The organism is Streptomyces humicola (genome assembly GCF_024436035.1).
Classification (GTDB): Bacteria; Actinomycetota; Actinomycetes; order Streptomycetales; family Streptomycetaceae; genus Streptantibioticus_B; species Streptantibioticus_B humicola.
The window spans coordinates 183934-200338 of sequence record NZ_JANFNG010000003.1 but is presented as its reverse complement, the minus strand read 5'-3'; the positions used below and the strand labels follow the sequence as shown (position 1 = coordinate 200338).

At 69.4% G+C, this 16405-nt stretch carries 20 protein-coding genes; 13 read left to right on the top strand and 7 right to left on the bottom strand.

Translation table 11 applies throughout. The annotated features are described in order from the left end of the window. Nucleotides 1-118: 118 nt before the first annotated feature. Together NGB36_RS06960 and NGB36_RS06955 are read right to left on the bottom strand one after the other, a co-directional pair. On the bottom strand, nt 119-2110 hold the full coding sequence (locus tag NGB36_RS06960) for a VMAP-C domain-containing protein (RefSeq protein ID WP_255919220.1): 1992 nt from the start codon (nt 2108-2110) through the stop codon (nt 119-121). Between the two features lie 52 nt (nt 2111-2162). Next, a complete protein-coding gene (locus NGB36_RS06955; protein ID WP_255919219.1) occupies nt 2163-2654 on the bottom strand; it encodes a CU044_2847 family protein in 492 nt (163 codons plus the stop codon). A gap of 107 nt (nt 2655-2761) precedes the next feature. Between NGB36_RS06955 and NGB36_RS06950 the strand changes: the two genes are divergently transcribed. The 3 genes from NGB36_RS06950 (at nt 2762) to NGB36_RS06940 (ending at nt 4903) form a co-directional block, all read left to right on the top strand. Continuing rightward, nucleotides 2762-2941, top strand: coding sequence for a DUF6104 family protein (locus NGB36_RS06950; RefSeq protein WP_255919218.1), 180 nt, complete (start codon nt 2762-2764; stop codon nt 2939-2941). Nucleotides 2942-3069: 128 nt separating this feature from the next. Further along, a complete protein-coding gene (locus NGB36_RS06945) occupies nt 3070-3969 on the top strand; it encodes a DUF4097 family beta strand repeat-containing protein (RefSeq protein WP_255919217.1) in 900 nt (299 codons plus the stop codon). Between the two features lies 1 nt (nt 3970). Further along, on the top strand, nt 3971-4903 hold the full coding sequence (locus NGB36_RS06940) for a PadR family transcriptional regulator (RefSeq protein ID WP_255919216.1): 933 nt from the start codon (nt 3971-3973) through the stop codon (nt 4901-4903). 31 nt (nt 4904-4934) lie between these two features. Here NGB36_RS06940 and NGB36_RS06935 read toward each other — a convergent pair whose 3' ends face one another. Further along, nucleotides 4935-5897 (bottom strand): zinc-binding dehydrogenase, encoded by a 963-nt coding sequence (locus NGB36_RS06935; RefSeq protein WP_255919214.1) that lies wholly within the window; start codon nt 5895-5897, stop codon nt 4935-4937. Nucleotides 5898-6278: 381 nt separating this feature from the next. On the opposite strand from NGB36_RS06935, the gene NGB36_RS06930 reads away from it, so the two are divergent. Then, complete coding sequence (locus NGB36_RS06930; RefSeq protein WP_308288813.1) at nt 6279-7478, top strand: NAD(P)-dependent malic enzyme; 1200 nt, start codon at nt 6279-6281, stop codon at nt 7476-7478. An 82-nt stretch (nt 7479-7560) separates the two neighbouring features. Here the strand turns inward: NGB36_RS06930 and NGB36_RS06925 are convergent, their stop codons facing one another. Next, nucleotides 7561-8313: a class I SAM-dependent methyltransferase gene (locus NGB36_RS06925; RefSeq protein ID WP_255919213.1), complete on the bottom strand. Its 753-nt coding sequence runs from the start codon at nt 8311-8313 to the stop codon at nt 7561-7563. Nucleotides 8314-8394: 81 nt separating this feature from the next. On the opposite strand from NGB36_RS06925, the gene NGB36_RS06920 reads away from it, so the two are divergent. Further along, nucleotides 8395-8985: a CGNR zinc finger domain-containing protein gene (locus NGB36_RS06920; RefSeq protein WP_308288812.1), complete on the top strand. Its 591-nt coding sequence runs from the start codon at nt 8395-8397 to the stop codon at nt 8983-8985. On the opposite strand, the gene sodX is transcribed toward NGB36_RS06920, so the two are convergent. After that, on the bottom strand, nt 8982-9383 hold the full coding sequence (gene sodX / locus NGB36_RS06915; protein ID WP_255919211.1) for a nickel-type superoxide dismutase maturation protease: 402 nt from the start codon (nt 9381-9383) through the stop codon (nt 8982-8984). The two genes, NGB36_RS06920 and sodX, sit on opposite strands and share 4 nt — an antisense overlap. Nucleotides 9384-9522: 139 nt before the next feature. Between sodX and sodN the strand changes: the two genes are divergently transcribed. The 4 genes from sodN (at nt 9523) to NGB36_RS06895 (ending at nt 12049) form a co-directional block, all read left to right on the top strand. Continuing rightward, entirely contained in the window at nt 9523-9918 is a 396-nt protein-coding gene (sodN, locus tag NGB36_RS06910; protein WP_255919210.1) for a superoxide dismutase, Ni, read from the top strand. Between the two features lie 629 nt (nt 9919-10547). Continuing rightward, nucleotides 10548-10991 carry a large conductance mechanosensitive channel protein MscL gene (locus tag NGB36_RS06905; RefSeq protein ID WP_255919209.1) on the top strand — a complete coding sequence of 148 codons (444 nt, stop codon included), beginning with the start codon at nt 10548-10550 and terminating at the stop codon, nt 10989-10991. Between the two features lie 289 nt (nt 10992-11280). Further along, the gene (locus NGB36_RS06900; protein WP_255919208.1) at nt 11281-11568 is read left to right on the top strand and encodes a hypothetical protein; all 288 of its coding nucleotides are present in this window, start codon (nt 11281-11283) and stop codon (nt 11566-11568) included. Between the two features lie 154 nt (nt 11569-11722). Beyond that, on the top strand, nt 11723-12049 hold the full coding sequence (locus tag NGB36_RS06895; RefSeq protein WP_255919207.1) for a hypothetical protein: 327 nt from the start codon (nt 11723-11725) through the stop codon (nt 12047-12049). A 149-nt stretch (nt 12050-12198) separates the two neighbouring features. Here the strand turns inward: NGB36_RS06895 and NGB36_RS06890 are convergent, their stop codons facing one another. Then, nucleotides 12199-12381 carry a hypothetical protein gene (locus NGB36_RS06890; RefSeq protein ID WP_255919206.1) on the bottom strand — a complete coding sequence of 61 codons (183 nt, stop codon included), beginning with the start codon at nt 12379-12381 and terminating at the stop codon, nt 12199-12201. A 307-nt stretch (nt 12382-12688) separates the two neighbouring features. On the opposite strand from NGB36_RS06890, the gene NGB36_RS06885 reads away from it, so the two are divergent. The 4 genes from NGB36_RS06885 (at nt 12689) to NGB36_RS06870 (ending at nt 15652) form a co-directional block, all read left to right on the top strand. Then, nucleotides 12689-13009: a hypothetical protein gene (locus tag NGB36_RS06885; protein ID WP_255919205.1), complete on the top strand. Its 321-nt coding sequence runs from the start codon at nt 12689-12691 to the stop codon at nt 13007-13009. A gap of 565 nt (nt 13010-13574) precedes the next feature. Next, entirely contained in the window at nt 13575-14138 is a 564-nt protein-coding gene (locus tag NGB36_RS06880; protein ID WP_255919204.1) for a hypothetical protein, read from the top strand. A gap of 332 nt (nt 14139-14470) precedes the next feature. Continuing rightward, nucleotides 14471-14761 carry a hypothetical protein gene (locus NGB36_RS06875; RefSeq protein WP_255919203.1) on the top strand — a complete coding sequence of 97 codons (291 nt, stop codon included), beginning with the start codon at nt 14471-14473 and terminating at the stop codon, nt 14759-14761. A gap of 348 nt (nt 14762-15109) precedes the next feature. Next, complete coding sequence (locus NGB36_RS06870; RefSeq protein WP_269469935.1) at nt 15110-15652, top strand: hypothetical protein; 543 nt, start codon at nt 15110-15112, stop codon at nt 15650-15652. 342 nt (nt 15653-15994) lie between these two features. On the opposite strand, the gene NGB36_RS06865 is transcribed toward NGB36_RS06870, so the two are convergent. Further along, nucleotides 15995-16378, bottom strand: a complete 384-nt coding sequence (locus NGB36_RS06865) for a hypothetical protein (protein ID WP_255919202.1) — start codon at nt 16376-16378, stop codon at nt 15995-15997. Between the last annotated feature and the right edge of the window lie 27 nt (nt 16379-16405).

Below are 16405 nucleotides of genomic sequence, written 5' to 3'. Positions count from 1 at the left end.
ACAGGCAAGGAGGAGGTGTCACGGGCCGTGCACCCCCTACGAATGTACCCAGTAGCACAAGGGCGAACGATGATTTCCGGACGCCCGGACCGCTCCTGCGTCACGTCAACTCGCCCGCTCAGCCGGTGAGTCCGGGCAACGGCAGGTGCGCGTCGTCGTAGAGCAGCACCAAGTCCTCGACCCACCCCCGCTCCGGCCGGGCGTCGTATCCGTACGCGCGCAGCTTCCGGACCGCCTCGGGCAGATCGGCGGCGGCGCCGACGCCCGCCAGCAGCGCGTCCGCCTCGCGCCGGAAGGCGACGCAGTCCGGGCCGCAGGCGTCCGGCGGATGGTCGGCCGTCCGCCACAGCGCCAGGCCGTGCCCGGCGTCGAGCGCGTCCACCATGGTGAGCAGGCCCTCTCCCTGACCGACCGGGCCGCACAGCACGGGCACCGCCTCCGCGGGCGCGCCGCGCAGCAGCTCGTACCCGGGGCTGCGGTCGATCACGTTCAGCGGCAACGGCTTGAGACCGGCGAGACCGGCGACGTGCGCCCACCGGCCGAGCCACTCCACGGGCGGCGGCACGCGTTCGACGTCGCGCACCACCACGGGCCTGCGCGCGCCCATCGGACGCGCCGGGGCGTAGGCGCGGCGCCTGCCCGGCGTCCACAGATGGGCCCTGGTGTCGAAGTGGTGGACGGGCAGGGCGATTTCGACGGCGGCGGGGCTGCCCGATTCGTCGGCCCGGTCGAGGGCGATGGCCAGCGGCGCCTGCACCTGCCGCACGGCCTCGTCGAAGGCCACGCCGTCGCGCTCGTCGCAGACCTCGGCGATCTGACGGTGGTCGGGCGCATGGACGAGCTGGATCTCCCAGCGGAACCTGACGGGCCGGTTCTCCTCCCAGACCACGGGCGCCAGCGCCACGAGCACCGACGAGTGCGCCGTGGCCGACGCCGTGGCCGACCGCGCCAGCTCCACCAGGCGGGTGCGGTCCGCGGCGGGCAGCGCAAGGCCGCGGTCGAGCGCCCACTCCTTCAACTCCGCGGCACGATCCGGGTCCTGCCCGCTCACCTCGTCCGCGACGAGGACGAGGTAGATGAGGAAGGCGAGCAACTGCTTGCCGTCCTCCGGCTCGTAGAGCAGCCCGTGTCCGTCCCGCCAGGCGACCGGCAGCGGATCGCGCACCGTGCCCGGGCCGAGAACACGCTCGACGAGACGCTGTACCACGCCGCCGCCGCGTGGCGGCGGCAGCGCCGCGAGCAGGCCGAGTGCCTTGGCCCGGTCGAAGGGCGACCACTCCCCGATCACGTCCGACAGCCGCCCCTGGACGTCGATCCAGGTGGCGCGCGCCTCGGGGCGCGGGCGCTGCTGCTGGTAGTGCCAGAGGTCGTGGGCGCGGACGAGCTCCTGGTACGGGTCGGGGCCGGGCGCCAGCTCGGGTACGAGCGGCTCGCTCGCCGCCAGGTCGCGCAACGCCGTGAGCAGGACGGCCTTGCCGCCGTCCCGGCTGCGGCGGCGCGCCTTGACGACACCGACGACCCGGCCGTGCGCGAGGTCGACGACAAGACCACCGGAGACGCCGTCCGGAATCTCGGAGTCAGGGCCCAGCCGGAAGACGTCGAGGCGGTCGTTGCCGGGGACGGTGCAGGTGCCGTCCCACGCCTCCAGCTCGGCCTGCTCACCGAGAGGCCTGTCGCCGGCGGGCCTGCGCCATCCGTAGGCGGCGACCTGACTGCTGACCGGCGGCACGGCGCGGTCGGAGAGCCATGCACAGCTGTGCGGGGCCTCCTCGGTGAGCCTGATCAGCGCGAGGTCTGGGGCGAGGTCGGCGCCGCGCTCGTCGTCGCGGTCCCAGACGGCCATCGACTCGGGGTGCGGGAGCGCATAGACCGCCCGGCCCGCGAAGAGGCGGCCTGCGATCCGCACCCCGACAGCGCCGCCGCCGACCCACCGCCTGCGGCCCGACGAGTCGCGGCGCATCAGGACATGAGCGCAGGTGAGCACCCAGTGCGGGGCGATCAGCAACCCGCTTCCCCAGAATTCGGAGGCCTCGTCGTGCGGGTCGGCCTGGACGGCGACGGCCGCCTGCCTCGCCAGGTCCCGCAGCCGGGCCTGCGCTTCGCCGGTCATCCGCCTCCCCGTTGCTATCCGGTCTTTCCCAGGTCGTGGGCAGTGTCCGGTCTCAGCTGTCCGTGCCGGTCCCGCCGGGCTCGCCCTGCCTCTCCGTGGTGCCCCGCCGCTGCGGCGCCGCGGGCGGCAGCGTGGGCATCGGCGGCACGGCAGGCGGCAGGGGACGGTCCGGCAGCGGCGCGCTGCGGCCGAAGCGGTCGCGCCAGGTGAGGGTGACGGTGAGGGCGGCCTTTGCCTCGCTGTCGGCGAGCACGCTGATCACCGCTCCTGATTTCACGGCGAGTTCGACGCCGAACTCCACGCTCACCTCGTCCGGTGCCGCCTGCGCTGCGGCGTCCCGCACGGATGCCGCGACCCCGGTGACGAGCTCTCTCAGGTGCTGAACGCGGGCGACGACCTTGTCGAGGGCGCCGACGTCCTCGTATCCGCCGTATTCGGTGTCATCGGCGTAGTCCGCGTCGTCCCCGTGAGCCGTCACCGGGGACAGCCGGGCCCACACCTCCGTACCGTCCGGTAGCGCGATGCGCTGCGCCCGATCCCCCACGACGCCTCCCGCTCGCCCGATCGAGTGAAAGATCAGGCTAGCCCCCGTGTCCGTATCCTGACCAGGTAGACCGCAGATCGATCCATCAGAGCATCCCGGAGCACCCCTTGTACTTCACCGACCGCGGCATCGAGGAGCTGGAGGACCGGCGCGGCGAGGAGGAGATCACTTTCGAGTGGCTCGCCGCACGCCTGCAGGAGTTCGTCGACCTCAATCCCGAGTTCGAGATCCCGGTCGAGCGTCTCGCCACCTGGCTCGCCCGCCTCGACGAGGAAGAGGAGGAGTAGCCCGCCCTTACCCCATCCCACTCCCCCTCGTTCCGTTCTTTCCAGGCCCCTTCCCATTCCAGAGGGACGCGATATATCGTGTAGGCATCGAGAACGCGATATGTTGCGTCCGCGTCGGGAGGCCGGGGATGTCACACGAGACACACACCGTGGCGGAGCCACAGAAGATCACCTTCGAGGGGCCCGTCAACGATCTCCATGTCCGCATCGTCGGCGGCACCGTCAATGTCGTCGGGAGCGAGGACGGCGCCGCGCGCCTGGAGGTCTCCGAGATCGAGGGCCCGCCGCTGATCGTCACGCGCGACGGCGGCACCCTCACCGTCTCGTACGAGGACCTCCCCTGGAAGGGCCTGTTCGGCCTGCTCGACCGCAAGGGGTGGAAGCGGCACGCGGCGGTCTCGCTCGCCGTACCGGCGGACACCTGCGTCGAGCTCGGTGTCGTCAGCGCCCACGCCGTCGTCTCCGGGATCTCCTCCCGTACCGCGGTGCACGGCGTCAGCGGCGACGCCACGCTGGTCGGCATCTCGGGACCGGTCAACGCCGACACCGTCTCCGGCAGCGTCGAGGCCCAGGCCCTCTCCGGCGACTTGAGGGTGAGCTCGGTCTCCGGCGACCTCACCGTCGTCGAGGGCACCGGTTCGAAGGTGAGCGCGGACTCGGTCAGCGGCAACATGGTGCTCGACCTGGACCCGTCCGCCGGCGCCGACGTGCGGCTCACCACCGTCTCCGGTGAGATCGCGATCCGCATCCCGGAGCCCGGGGATGCCGAGGTCGACGCCAACACCACCAGCGGAGCCGTCTCCTGCGCCTTCGACGAGCTGCGGGTCAGCGGCGAGTGGGGCGCCAAACGGATCTCCGGCCGGATGGGCAGTGGCGACGCACGACTGAGGGCGACGACGGTCACCGGGGCCATCGCCCTGCTGCGTCGACCACGGGTGGGCGGCACGGAACCACAGGACCAACCGCCGGCAGAACCGGCAGAACCAGCAGAACCGTCGGACAGGCCCTCGTTCGGGAAGGACGCCTGACATGGCCCCCGTCTTCGGCCACGGCCGCCTGCGCCTGTACCTGCTCAAGCTGCTGGACGAGTCCCCACGCCACGGCTACGAGGTGATCCGGCTGCTGGAGGAACGCTTCCAGGGCCTCTACGCCCCCTCCGCCGGCACGGTCTACCCGCGCCTGGCCAAGCTGGAGAAGGAGGGCCTGGTCACCCACACCACGGAGGGCGGCCGCAAGGTCTACTCCCTCACCGACTCCGGCCGCGCCGAAGTGGCGGCGCGCCAGGGCGAGCTGGAGGACCTGGAGCAGGAGATCCGCGACTCCGTCTCCGAACTCGCCGCCGAGATCCGCGAGGACGTCCGCGGCACGGCGAGCGACCTGCGCCGGGAGATCCGCGAGGCGGCACAGCAGACGCGCAGCCGGCCGGGTGGTGACTTCGGCCGGATGAAGCAGGAGTGGAAGGAACAGGCGCGGCAGTGGAAGGAGGAGAGCCGCCGCGCCAAGGAGGAGGCACGCAGCGCCCGCCGGCAGGCGCGCGAGGCCCAGCAGTTCGCGCGCGACGAGGTGCAGCGGCTCGTCCGCCGCGTCCAGGACGAGATGCAGGACCACATGCGCCAGGGCGACTGGCAGAGCGCGATGAAGGAGGGCCTCGCCGAATTCAGCCGCGAGATGCGGCAGTTCGGCCAGTTCGGCCGTACCACGGCCTGGCCCGGGTACGTCAGGCCCGGACCCGCGGACGAGACGACCGAGGAGGAGTCCGCGCCCGAGTGGGCGAAGGAGGACCAGGAGTCCTCCGGTGACCCGGTGCGCGACCTGGAGCGGCTGCTGGACAGGTTCCGCGACGACATCCGCGACGCCGCCCGCGACCACGGCGTCGATGCCGGCCAGCTGCGCGAGGCCAGGCGTCATCTGTCGACGGCGGCGGCGCACATCGTCGCGGTCCTGCGCAGCCGCAAGAGCTGAGGCAGCCGGGAAGGGCCGACGCCCTCAGACCTCAGACGGTGAGGACCACCTTGCCGAAGAGGTCGCCGCCGGCCATCTTCTCGAACCCCTCGCGCGCCCGGTCGAGCGGCAGCACGGAGTCGATCACCGGGCGCACGCCGGTCGCCGCACAGAAGCTGAGCAGGTCCTCGAGCTCGTCCTTGGTGCCCATCGTCGAGCCCACGACCTTCAATTCGAGAAAGAAGATGCGGGTCAGTTCGGTGGCCTTGGGGTTCGGACCGCTGGTCGCGCCGGAGATCACCAACGTGCCGCCCGGCCGCAGCGACTTGACCGAGTGCGACCAGGTGGCGGCGCCAACCGTCTCGATCACCGCGTCCACCCGGTGCGGCAGGCGTGCGCCCGGCCCGAACGCGGCCTCCGCCCCGAGGTCCTCGGCCCGCTTGCGCTTGGCCTCGTCCCGGCTTGTGGCGAAGACGCGCAGCCCCGCCGCCTTGCCGAGGACGATCGCGGCGGTGGCGACCCCGCCGCCCGCACCCTGCACGAGCACCGAATCCCCGGGCCGTACACCGGCGTTGGTAAAGAGCATCCGGTAAGCGGTCAGCCACGCCGTCGGCAGGCACGCCGCCTCCTCGAAGGTGAGCTCCTTCGGCTTGCGCAGCACGTTCCACACCGGAACCGCAACGCGTTCGGCGAAGGTGCCCTGGTAGCGCTCCGTCAGGATCGAGCGCGGTTCGCGCGGCCCGACGCCGTGCCCGGACTGGCCGATCACCGAATGCAGGACGACCTCGTTGCCGTCCTCGTCGATCCCGGCCGCATCGCAGCCGAGGATCATCGGCAGGTTCTCCTCGGACAGACCGACGCCCTGCAGCGACCACAGGTCGTGGTGATTGAGCGATGCCGCCTTGACGGTGACGGCCGTCCAGCCGGGAGCCACCTCCGGCTCGGGGCGCTCTCCCAGCTCCAGCCCGTTCAGCGGTTCTTCCCGGTCGATCCGTGCGGCGTAAGCGGCGAACATGACCTTGAAACTAGACCCGTGGGAGGGGCGCCACCAGTCCACCGGGCGGGAAGCGACGCACATCACCCGTGGTCCATCCGCCGCATGTGCGAAAATGGGGGAACGGGCGATCCCCGAAACCCCATCGGGCCGGTACACGGGCCGGACCGTGTTGGGTCGCGCTGTACCGCGCATCACGACGCGCAGCACGAGTCGTTCACGCCGTTCCGAGCCGCGCTCAGGCCGGGCTCCGGACACCTTGGCGAGACTTTATCGACTCGTCAGCGGATCACTCTTCCGGTAGAACGGATCTTTCACCCCTCATCCCGGGGCCAAGCCCCGCCTTCCCCCGCACCCGGGGGAGGTACCCTCAGCATTTAATTTCGACAAAGGGGTCATAAAGTGGCAGCGGAGATCGTCAACCCTCGCAGCGAGACGGAGGACCAGGACATCATCGATCCCGTCTTCGCGCTCCACCGTGGCGGCAAGATGGAGATCTCCGCCACGGTGCCGGTGCGCGACCGTGAGGATCTGTCCCTCGCCTACACGCCTGGGGTGGCACAGGTGTGCACGGCGATCGCCGAGCAGCCCGAGCTGGTCAACGACTACACGTGGAAGTCGCAGGTCGTGGCCGTGGTCACGGACGGCACCGCGGTGCTCGGGCTCGGTGACATCGGTCCCGAGGCGTCGCTGCCGGTCATGGAGGGCAAGGCGATCCTCTTCAAGCAGTTCGGCGGGGTGGACGCGGTGCCGATCGCGCTCGCCACCACCGACGTCGACGAGATCGTCGAAACCGTCGTCCGGCTCGCCCCGTCCTTCGGCGGAGTGAACCTGGAGGACATCTCCGCGCCCCGCTGCTTCGAGATCGAGCGCAAGCTCCAGGAGCGCCTGGACATCCCGGTCTTCCACGACGACCAGCACGGCACCGCGATCGTCACCCTCGCCGCCCTGCGCAACGCCTGCCGCCTGACCGGCCGCGACCTCGGCGACCTGCGCGCGGTGATCTCCGGTGCGGGCGCGGCGGGCGTCGCGATCGCCAAGATCCTCATCGGCGCCGGCATCGGGGACGTCGCCGTCACCGACCGCAAGGGCGTCGTCCACGCCGAACGCACCGACCTCACCGACGTCAAGCGTGAGCTCGCCTCGTTCACCAACAAGGGCGGCCTGACCGGCTCACTGGAGGACGCGCTCGCCGGGGCGGACGTGTTCATCGGCGTCTCCGGCGGCACCGTGCCTGAGCCGGCGGTGTCGAAGATGGCCGAGGGCGCGTTCATCTTCGCGATGGCCAACCCGACCCCGGAGATCCACCCCGACATCGCGCACAAGTACGCGGCCGTGGTCGCCACCGGCCGCAGCGACTACCCGAACCAGATCAACAACGTCCTCGCCTTCCCCGGCATCTTCGCGGGCGCACTCCAGGTGCGCGCCACCACCATCACCGAGGGCATGAAGATCGCCGCCGCGGAGGCGCTCGCCGCCGTCGTGGACGGCGAGCTCAGCGCGGACAAGGTCATCCCGTCCCCCTTCGACGAACGCGTCGCGCCCGCCGTCACCAAGGCCGTCGCCGCCGCGGCCCGCGCGGAGGGCGTCGCCCGCCGGTAGGCGCACAAAGGCGGGGCGGGCCCGGACGAACCGGGCCCGCCCCGCCTTTCGGATCAGTCCCGGATCAGTCCCGGCCGAAGGGCTACTTCAGGCCGAGCACGATCGCGTCCGTCACCGACCGCCACACGCAGCGCGCCTCGCCGAACCCCGCTTCCCTAAGTGCCTGCGCGTGCCATTCGACGGGCTGGAATTCGCCGTCCGCATGGCTGCCGAAGATCTCGTAACGGCGCGCCACCGGCTCGGCCAGCCGCTCGTCCGCCGCCGCGGTCATCCACCACGTCTCCCAGTCCAGGACCCCTGCCGCCTGCTCGCGCTCCATCCGGGCGTGGCGCAGCGCCCGCTCGGCGGCGTTGAGGCGGGGCGTGGACTCGTCGGGCATGTGGTCGGCATTCATGAACACACCGCCGTCCCCCAGCACGCCCGCGATCCGGCCGTAGAGCTGCCGAAGCGGCTCGGTGCACAGCCAGTGAAGCGCGGTGGCGGTGAGGACGGCGTCGTACCGGGTGTGCGGCAGGCGCTGCGTCCACTTCGCATCCTGCAGGTCCGCGGTGACGAAGGTGATCCTGTCGTCCCCCTCGAAGTACCCACGGGCGATGGTCAGCAACGCGGGGTCCAGGTCCACCCCGGTCACCCTCGCGTCGGGGAAGCGCCGCAGCACGCGGGCGGAGATGCTGCCCGTGCCGCACGCGAGGTCGAGCACGCGCGGCGCCGGGCCCGCCACCGCCTCCACCATGTCGAGCATCACCCGGAAGCGCTCCTCCCGGTCGGGCAGATACCACTCCTGCTGCCGGTCCCAGCTGTCCTGCCATGCTTGCCAGTCGGTCACTGCGGTCACAGCATCCTCCTCGAGTGTGTAATACCCTTGGACCCGTCACGTCTATTACCGACACTAGCTCGCGCGGAGTAAGGACCACAAGTGGAACTGGCTTATTACTCAGACTTCGCCGTGCGGCTCGTCAACACCGAGCAACCCGAGCGCGGCGAGGACACGCTCACCTCCGTCGAGGCCGTCCGCGAGCTGTGCGGAGCGAGCACTCAGATCGCCCGCCGTGCCGGCGAGGCCGACGTGACGAAGCTGCGCGCCGTGAGGTCGCGGCTGCGCTCGGTCTTCGAAGCCGCCGACGCGGGCGACGAGGTGCGCGCGGTCGACCTGCTCAACGCGCTGCTGCTGGAGTTCCCGGTGAGCCCGCAGATCTCCGGCCACGGCTTCCTCAACGAGCAGGGCCGCCCCCAGTGGCACATGCACCTCGCCGACCACGCCACCAACGCCACCGCCGGCTACACCGCGACCGCCTGCATGGGCCTGGCCTGCCGCCTCGCGGAGCTCGGCGTCGACCGCCTCGGCATCTGCCAGGCATCCCCGTGCCGCAACGCCTACGTCGACACCTCGACCAACCGCTCCCGCCGCTACTGCTCCGACCGCTGCGCCACCCGCGCCAACGTCGCCGCGTACCGGGCGCGCAAACGCCAGGAGCAGCAGGCGCGGCAGCAACCGGACCAGGGCTAACGCGCGCCGCGCAGCCGCCGCACCGGCCGCAGCGCAGACGCCGCCCACCCGAGCACCGCCCGCAGCGACCCCTGCCACCTCAGCTCACGCGGCGGCCGGAACCTGCCGAGCACCCGCGCGAGCACCATCTCGTCCGGAACCGCCCCGAACGTCCGGCTGTCGGACTCTGCGAACGGATTGTCCCCCAGCACCCACCACCCGCCGTCGCGGCGCTCCACCGCCCGCTTGACGATGAGCAGATCCTGCTGGAGCGGATGGCGCAACACCACCACGTCGCCCGGCCGGACCTGCGCCCCATGCCGGACGAGGAGCTGGTCCCCGTGGTGCAGCGTCGGCACCATCGAGGGTCCGGTCACCTCGGCAAGTCCGTACGGCAGCCTGGCCCCCTGCTCGCGCATAACGCGCCTCCTGTCAGATCCTCCACCGGCACCAGGGTGACACCAGACTTTTGTCCTAAGCACCAGGGGGCACCCGAGAAATGGGGCCCGGCACGGGGTAATGTCCCACGTGCACAGACGATCACGAGGAAGGACAGCCATGTTCTCTCGCCTGTTCGCGCCGAAGGTGAAGGTCAGCGCCCACTGCGACCTGCCCTGTGGCGTTTACGACCCGGCCCAGGCCCGCATCGAGGCCGAGTCGGTCAAGGCAGTCCAGGAGAAGTACCAGGCCAACGAGGACTCCGACTTCCGCACCCGCGCCATCCTCATCAAGGAGCAGCGCGCCGAGCTCGCCAAGCACCACGTCTCGGTCCTGTGGAGCGACTACTTCAAGGCCCCGCACTTCGAGAAGTACCCGCAGCTGCACCAGCTGGTCAACGACACCCTCAAGGCCCTGAGCGCAGCGAAGGCCTCCAACGACCCGAAGACCGGCCAGAAGGCCCTCGACCTCATCGCTGAGATCGACAAGATCTTCTGGGAGACCAAGAAGGCCTGATCTTGCATCAAACGCTTGACCTGCGATAACACCACTTTCGCAGGTTCGCAGCCCGCACCCGGTCCGCAAGGCGCCAACCACGGCGTCGAGGTCGGACCGGGTGCGGGCTTTTTTCACCCGGCCGCGGCTGCGCGGAGGTTCCACCCGGTCTTCCAACGGCGGCAGTTGACGGGCGTGCGAACGCCCGCCCGCATGGGGCGAATGTCGAACGTCACCGGGATCGAACCGAGTTGTTCGTGCGCGGAGCCAGATCCCGGCCCCGCCGACCCACCCCGGGCCCTCCGGGCCGAGCGGTCTGCGCGCAGTCACCCGTCCGGACCGCCCAGTAACGCCCTGCCGCGACTCTGCGCGGTCTCCGGATGCGCGGCAGCCAGCAGCGACGCCCGTCCCCGGTCGTCGGTGTAGATGTAACCCGGCCTCTCCGGGTCCCGGCATTCGGGGCCGTGGCCCGCGAGACGCAGCGTTCGCAGGCCGCCTCGAGATCCATCGGGCCGGGCCGCACCCGGTTTTCCGGTCGCCTACACCTTCGGATGCGCGATCCCGCGCGTCACGCTCCCTTCCCGCACACTGGACCATTAGTTTTCTGATGACAAATCAGATAATTCGACACCGAACGGGGAGAAACAAAGATGCTCAGGGGATTCAAGAACTTCCTGATGCGGGGCGACATCGTCGTCGTGGCGGTCGGACTGATCGTCGCGCTCGCCTTCAGCACGCTCATCAAGTCATTCACGGACAGCGTGATCAACCCGATCATCGCGCGTGCGCAGGGGGGCCGGACGTTGGGACTGGGATGGCAGCTCGGCCGGCCCGGCAACAAAGCGACCTTCCTCGATCTCGGGTCGTTCATCTCGGCGATCGTCTACTTCATCATCTTCATGGCCGTCGTCTACTTTCTGATCGTCGTGCCGTACAAGAAGTTCCAGGCGCGGCGCGGTGTCACCGCCTTCGAGGAGCCCGGCCCGGTCAAGACCTGTCCCGCCTGCCTGTCCGACGACATCCCGGCCGCGGCCGGCAAGTGCCGTTACTGCGGGACGGAGCAGCCTCCGGCGGGCGCGGCGCAGCGACCGTAAGGCCGCGCACGCCGCGGGGCCACTTCGGGGATTGATTCGCGTAGGGGCCCCTCGTGTGCAGTACGGCCGAACGGGTTGTTCTCCGCAAGGGGGCCCGGCCCGTTTCGGCGCCTCGATGCCCTGGCTGAGCAGGATGCGGGTCAATTCCCCGGGCCGGGTGATTGCTCGCAACGATTTTTACAATCGAGCGCTTCGCTGAGCGGCACACGGGACATTTCGCATTAACCTCCCATCACTGTATGAAGTCGGTCTGATGCAGACCGCATCCGTCTCAACCAACGGAGAAGAAATGCGCAAGCTTCAAAAGGCCGTCGTGGTGGCCGTCGTGCTCGGCAGCGTCGGCTTCGTCGGCGCCGGCACCGCTTCCGCCGACGGCTGGGGGCAGGGCGTCGACCAGGCCGACATCACGCAGAGCACCCAGTGCAGGTCGCACGACCTGAACGTCGATGTCCTCGGCGCGGTCGGGGCCCTGAATGCGCTGGCGGGCAGCCTGCTCAACGGCGAGGGCAACCCGGCTGCGCAAGCCACCAAGCTGGGCTCGACCATGGGCTGCAACAACGGCGCCCTCAACAGGTAAGGCCACCGGCAGTCGAATAGGCAATGGAGAAATGGGTCCCGGCGTCCGAGCCACAGGTCCGGCGTCGGGGCCCATTTCTCAACCTTCTTCAGGGCCCGGCGCGGGCCGGTACTCGGTGCATCGTCCGGGCGTTGATCGCAAAGGAAGGCAGCACATGTTCAGTCGGAAGAAGATCGCAGCCGTGTCGGGGCTCCTGATCGGTCTGGCCATGACCTGCGCCGGTGTCGCCCAGGCGGACGATGCAGGACCCTCGAGCGGCTGCACGACGGACGACCAGGGCAACGTCACCTGCATGCAACAGGGCCAGAACAACTACACCAGCAAGGACGGCAGGAACGTGGTCCAGCAGTCTCGGGACTGCTCGACGACCTACCGGCAGGGCAGCGAGGCGTGGCCCGAAGTCGGCGTGGGGCAGACTGGGACCACCAGCACGGAGACCGGGCCCGCCATCAACTGCTCCAACTCGTACTCGCAGCCGTAGGGCCTCACGCCGGCCCGCATCGTCGTGCGCTGAACCTCAAACGGTGGATGGCCGGACCGGGTTGATCCCGGGGCCGGTCATCCACCGTTTGTGTTCCCGCACCGCCGTCCGGCAGCCTTCCGGGCTGCCGGACGATCAGCTGAACAGCCCTAACCGAGCAGCCCCTTCAACGGCAGTTCGCCGAAGTGCAGCCCGCCGATGTCGGAGGCAGTCTTCACGGGTTCACCGAGGAGGCCGCTGACGCCTGAGCCGGGTCCGTCGGCATGGGCAGGGACGGAGAGGGCCCCGGCGAAAGCGAGGGCTCCCACAAGGGTGGCGAGTGCACGGCGCATGGCGACTCCTGCTTCACTTCGTGACATTTGGGGTGCTGCTTGCACCCTTCCACCCGGAGCGGACAGGCTCCGACCCCCACGCCAAGCGATCACCCGATCGTACGGTTGCGAGGCCCGACCACTTCGCCCTTCAAGGGAGTTGACCCCCTCGAACCACCCGGTGGTTGTGCGATGGGGCCGTACGGGTGGTTCGCCATGGAGCATCCGAACGCCCTGTACCGCTCGGCGACACGCTGGGGCTAACTTCCATAACCGTACGAAGTCGGTCTATTGCAGACCGCTTCGCACTCAATCAATGGGAGAAGAAATGCGCAAGCTTCAAAAGGCCGTCGTCGTGGCCGCGACGCTCGGCAGTGTCGGCTTCATCGGTGCCGGCACCGCTTCCGCCGACGGCTGGGCGCCGGTCTATGGCCAGCCCGTGTACGGCTACAGCCAGCCCGTGTACGGCTACAGCCAGCCGGTCTACAGCTACAGCCAGCCCGCCTACAGCTACAGCCAGCCGGTCTACAGCTACAGCCAGCCCGCCTACAGCTACAGCCAGCCGGTCTACAGCTACAGCCAGCCCGCCTACGGCCCGCCGATGTACGGCTACGGCCAGCCCGTCTACGGCCCGCCGATGTACCGCTGACCGACGGTCACGGCGCGCCGGGCGGCGGCAGACAACGGCGAGAGCGACCCGCCTCCGGCAGTCGAAACAGGTGATCGAGAAATGGGTCCCGGTGTCCGAGCCTTGCGGCTCGGACACCGGGACCCATTCTTCGACCCTCTTTCAGGACCGGACGCGGGGCGGACCGTCTCCACCGAAACGGGTGCCGTGCAACGGCTCCCGTGACCGGTCCGGAGGTGGGTCGTTGGGTTGGGGGAGGGGATGGCGATCAGTCCGTGGACCGCCACCGGCGGAAAGGCGCTCCCCCCGGCGTCAGGGGCGGCCCTCGGCGGCCACTGACAGGCCACGTCGGCAAACGTGCTGTTGGAAAGACCAGAGGAGAGGCGATGGGGTCCGCCGTTCGGCTTTGCGCGGCGTTGGAGGACAGCGCAGCGAGTGCTGACGCGGGCCCGCGGGAGGCTTCCGCTGTAGCCCAACACGGGGCGCACGGCGATGCGAATCGCGCCTTCGGCTACTGTTAGTGTGCGTAAGCTCGCAATAAGTAATCACACCTCCGCATACATGTGAGTGAAGGACCAGGGGTTCCATGCGCAAGCTTCAGCAGGTCGCAGCCGTCGCCGCAGCAGCGGTAGGCGGTCTGTCCACCATCGGTGCCGGCGTCGCCTTCGCCGACGCTCCTCCCCCCGTCGCATACAACGGCTACGCTCCGGAGCAGATGGCCCCTCAGCCACAGCCGATGGGGTATCAGCCACAGGGGATGGGGTACCAGCCGCAGATGGCGCCCCAACCGCAGATGATGGCCCCTCAGCCACAGATGATGGCCCCTCAGCCACAGATGGCACCACCACCGCAGATGGCCCCTCAGCCGCAGCCGGTGGGATACCAGCCGCAGATGGCCCCTCAGCCGCAAATGGCGCCCCAGCCCCAGGCGGTGGGGTATCAGACGGAAACGGCACCGCCGTCGCAGGTTGTTCCCCAGGTCGTCCCGCAGGTTGTCCCGCAGGTGGCGCCCCAGGTGGCCCCGCAGGTGGCCGCTCCGCGGTGGCTCCCGGAACTGGTACCGCAGGTGGCCCCCCAGTTCGTCCCGCAGGTGGCCCCGAATCTGGGCGGCCAGTTCTCCCCGCAGCTGTCACCGCAGGTCGCCCCATAGGCCGACCGGCAGCCGGGCACGCCGGAGCCTCGAGTCCGACGCCACCTCAGGAGACGCTCATGCATGGGCCCTTCGGGAATCAACCCCCGAAGGGCCCATGCATGTGCACTACAGCCGAACGGGTTGTTCTCCACGAAGGGTCTTGGACTGTTCCAGCGCGTCGATGCCCGGCCCTGACCAGGATGCGGGGCATTCCCCCGACCACCTCATTGCCCGCAGTGGTTCTTCACCGGAGCGCGCCTCTGAGCGGTGCGGCACTTTTCATACTAGCTTCTATAACTGTATGAAGTCGGTCTATTACAGACCGCATCCGCTCAACCAACGGAGAAGAAATGCGCAAGCTTCACAAGGCCGTCGTGATGACCGCCGTGATCGGCAGCGTCGGCTTCCTCGGTGCCGGCACCGCTTCCGCCGACGGCTGGGGCGGCGGGGGGTTCGGCGAGCTCGGCGTCTCGCAGAGCGCCCAGTGCAAGTCGCACGACCTTAACCTTGACGTCCTCGGCGAGGTCGGGCTCCTGAACGGCCTGGCGGGCAACGCGCTCAACGGCGAGGGCAACCCGGGTGCACAGGCAAGCTCGTTGGGCTCGTCCATGGGCTGCAACAACAGCGCCTTCGGCAAGTAGGGCCACACATAGTCGAAATAGACAACGAGAAGTGGGTCCCGATGTCCGAGCCGCAAGGCCCGGCGCCGGGGCCCATTCTTCGGCCTCTTCCATGGGTCCTTCGGGATGGCCCCCCGAGGGGCCCATGCATCTGCACGACAGCCGAACGGGTTGATTTCGCGGTCCAGCACCTCGCGTCAATGCCCCAGACCGACCGGGATACGGGCATTCTCCGGCCGGGTAACCCGTTCGCAGTTTGCCCTGCGGCAGGGCGCGCCGCTGAGCGGTGCGGTGCTTTTCATACTAACTTTCGTTACCGTACGAAGTCGGTCTACTACAGACCGTATTCGCTCAACCAACGGAGAAGAAATGCGCAAGCTTCACAAGGCCGTCGTGATGACCGCCGTGATCGGCAGCGTCAGCCTCATCGGTGCCGGCACCGCTTCGGCCGACGGCTGGGCGCCGGCCTATGGCGGCCAGCCGGTCTACGCTCAACCTGCCTACGTCCAGCCCGTCTACGCTCAACCTGCCTACGCCCAGCCCGCATACGCTCAGCCCGTGTATGGTCAGCCCATGTACGGTCCGCAGGCCTCCGGTCAGCCGTCCTACGGTCCGCAGGCCTCCGGTCAGCAGGGCTACGCTCAGCCGTCCTACGGCCGGCAGGACGACGACTGGGGTCGGGGGGACGACGACGGCTGGCGCCACGGGGGCAGGGAAGAGGGCCGTCGCGACGTCGACGTCAAGCAGGTCACCCAGTGCAGGTCGCACGACCTGAACCTGGACATCCTCGGTGAGGTCGGAATCGCCAACGGCCTGCTGGGCAACGCGCTCAACGGCGAGGGTCACCCTGGCGGGCAGGCCACTCACCTGGGCTCGACCGCAGGCTGCAACAACCAGGCTCTCAGTAAGTAGTGGAGAACGGGTCCCGGTGTCCGAGCCGCGGCGCCGGGACCCGCTCTTCGACGTTCGCCGGAGCCCGGGCCGGGACGGTTCGCGTGGCGCGTCCGGCCGCGGATGAGGGCAGGCATGCGGAAGTCCGCGCCGTACGCGCGGACATGGAGGGCCTCGGTGCTCGGTCACGTGTACCGGGTACGCGCCGCGAGAATGGATCCGGATGCGGGGATCGCGGAAGTCGGCGCGCAGCTGAGCGCGTGGGTCGTGTGGCCGACGACCACGTCGGCCGGGCACTCACGATTCCGGCTGCAGATCAAGGCCGAGTCGCCTCAACCCGGTGCGGCCACCACGGTGTGGGATTCAGGGCAGAAGGAAGCTGGGCAGCGTGAGGCCGTCGGGCAGCGACGCATTGTTGTTCCGCGGCAGGTTGTTGGAGCAGCTCATCTTCGGCCCGATCTCCGTAGTCGAGGTCGCAGTGCCGCCGATGTTGATTCCGGGCCACAGCAGGCGGTGCCGGGAGGCCGTCGAGCAATTCTGCGTCTGCTTCACCTTCACCACGATGTGCTTGCCGTCCTTGGTGGTGTAGATGGTCTGGCTCTTCCGGACGCAGGTGACGTTGCCCTGGCCGTCGCGCTTGCAGCCGTTCGACGGCCCTTTGCCGTGCGCCTGGGCGACGCCGACGCAGGTCATGGAGAGGCCGCCCAGAAGCCCCAGGACGGCTGCGATCTTGTTCCGACTGAACATGTGATGCGTTCCTTTGTGATAAGGCCC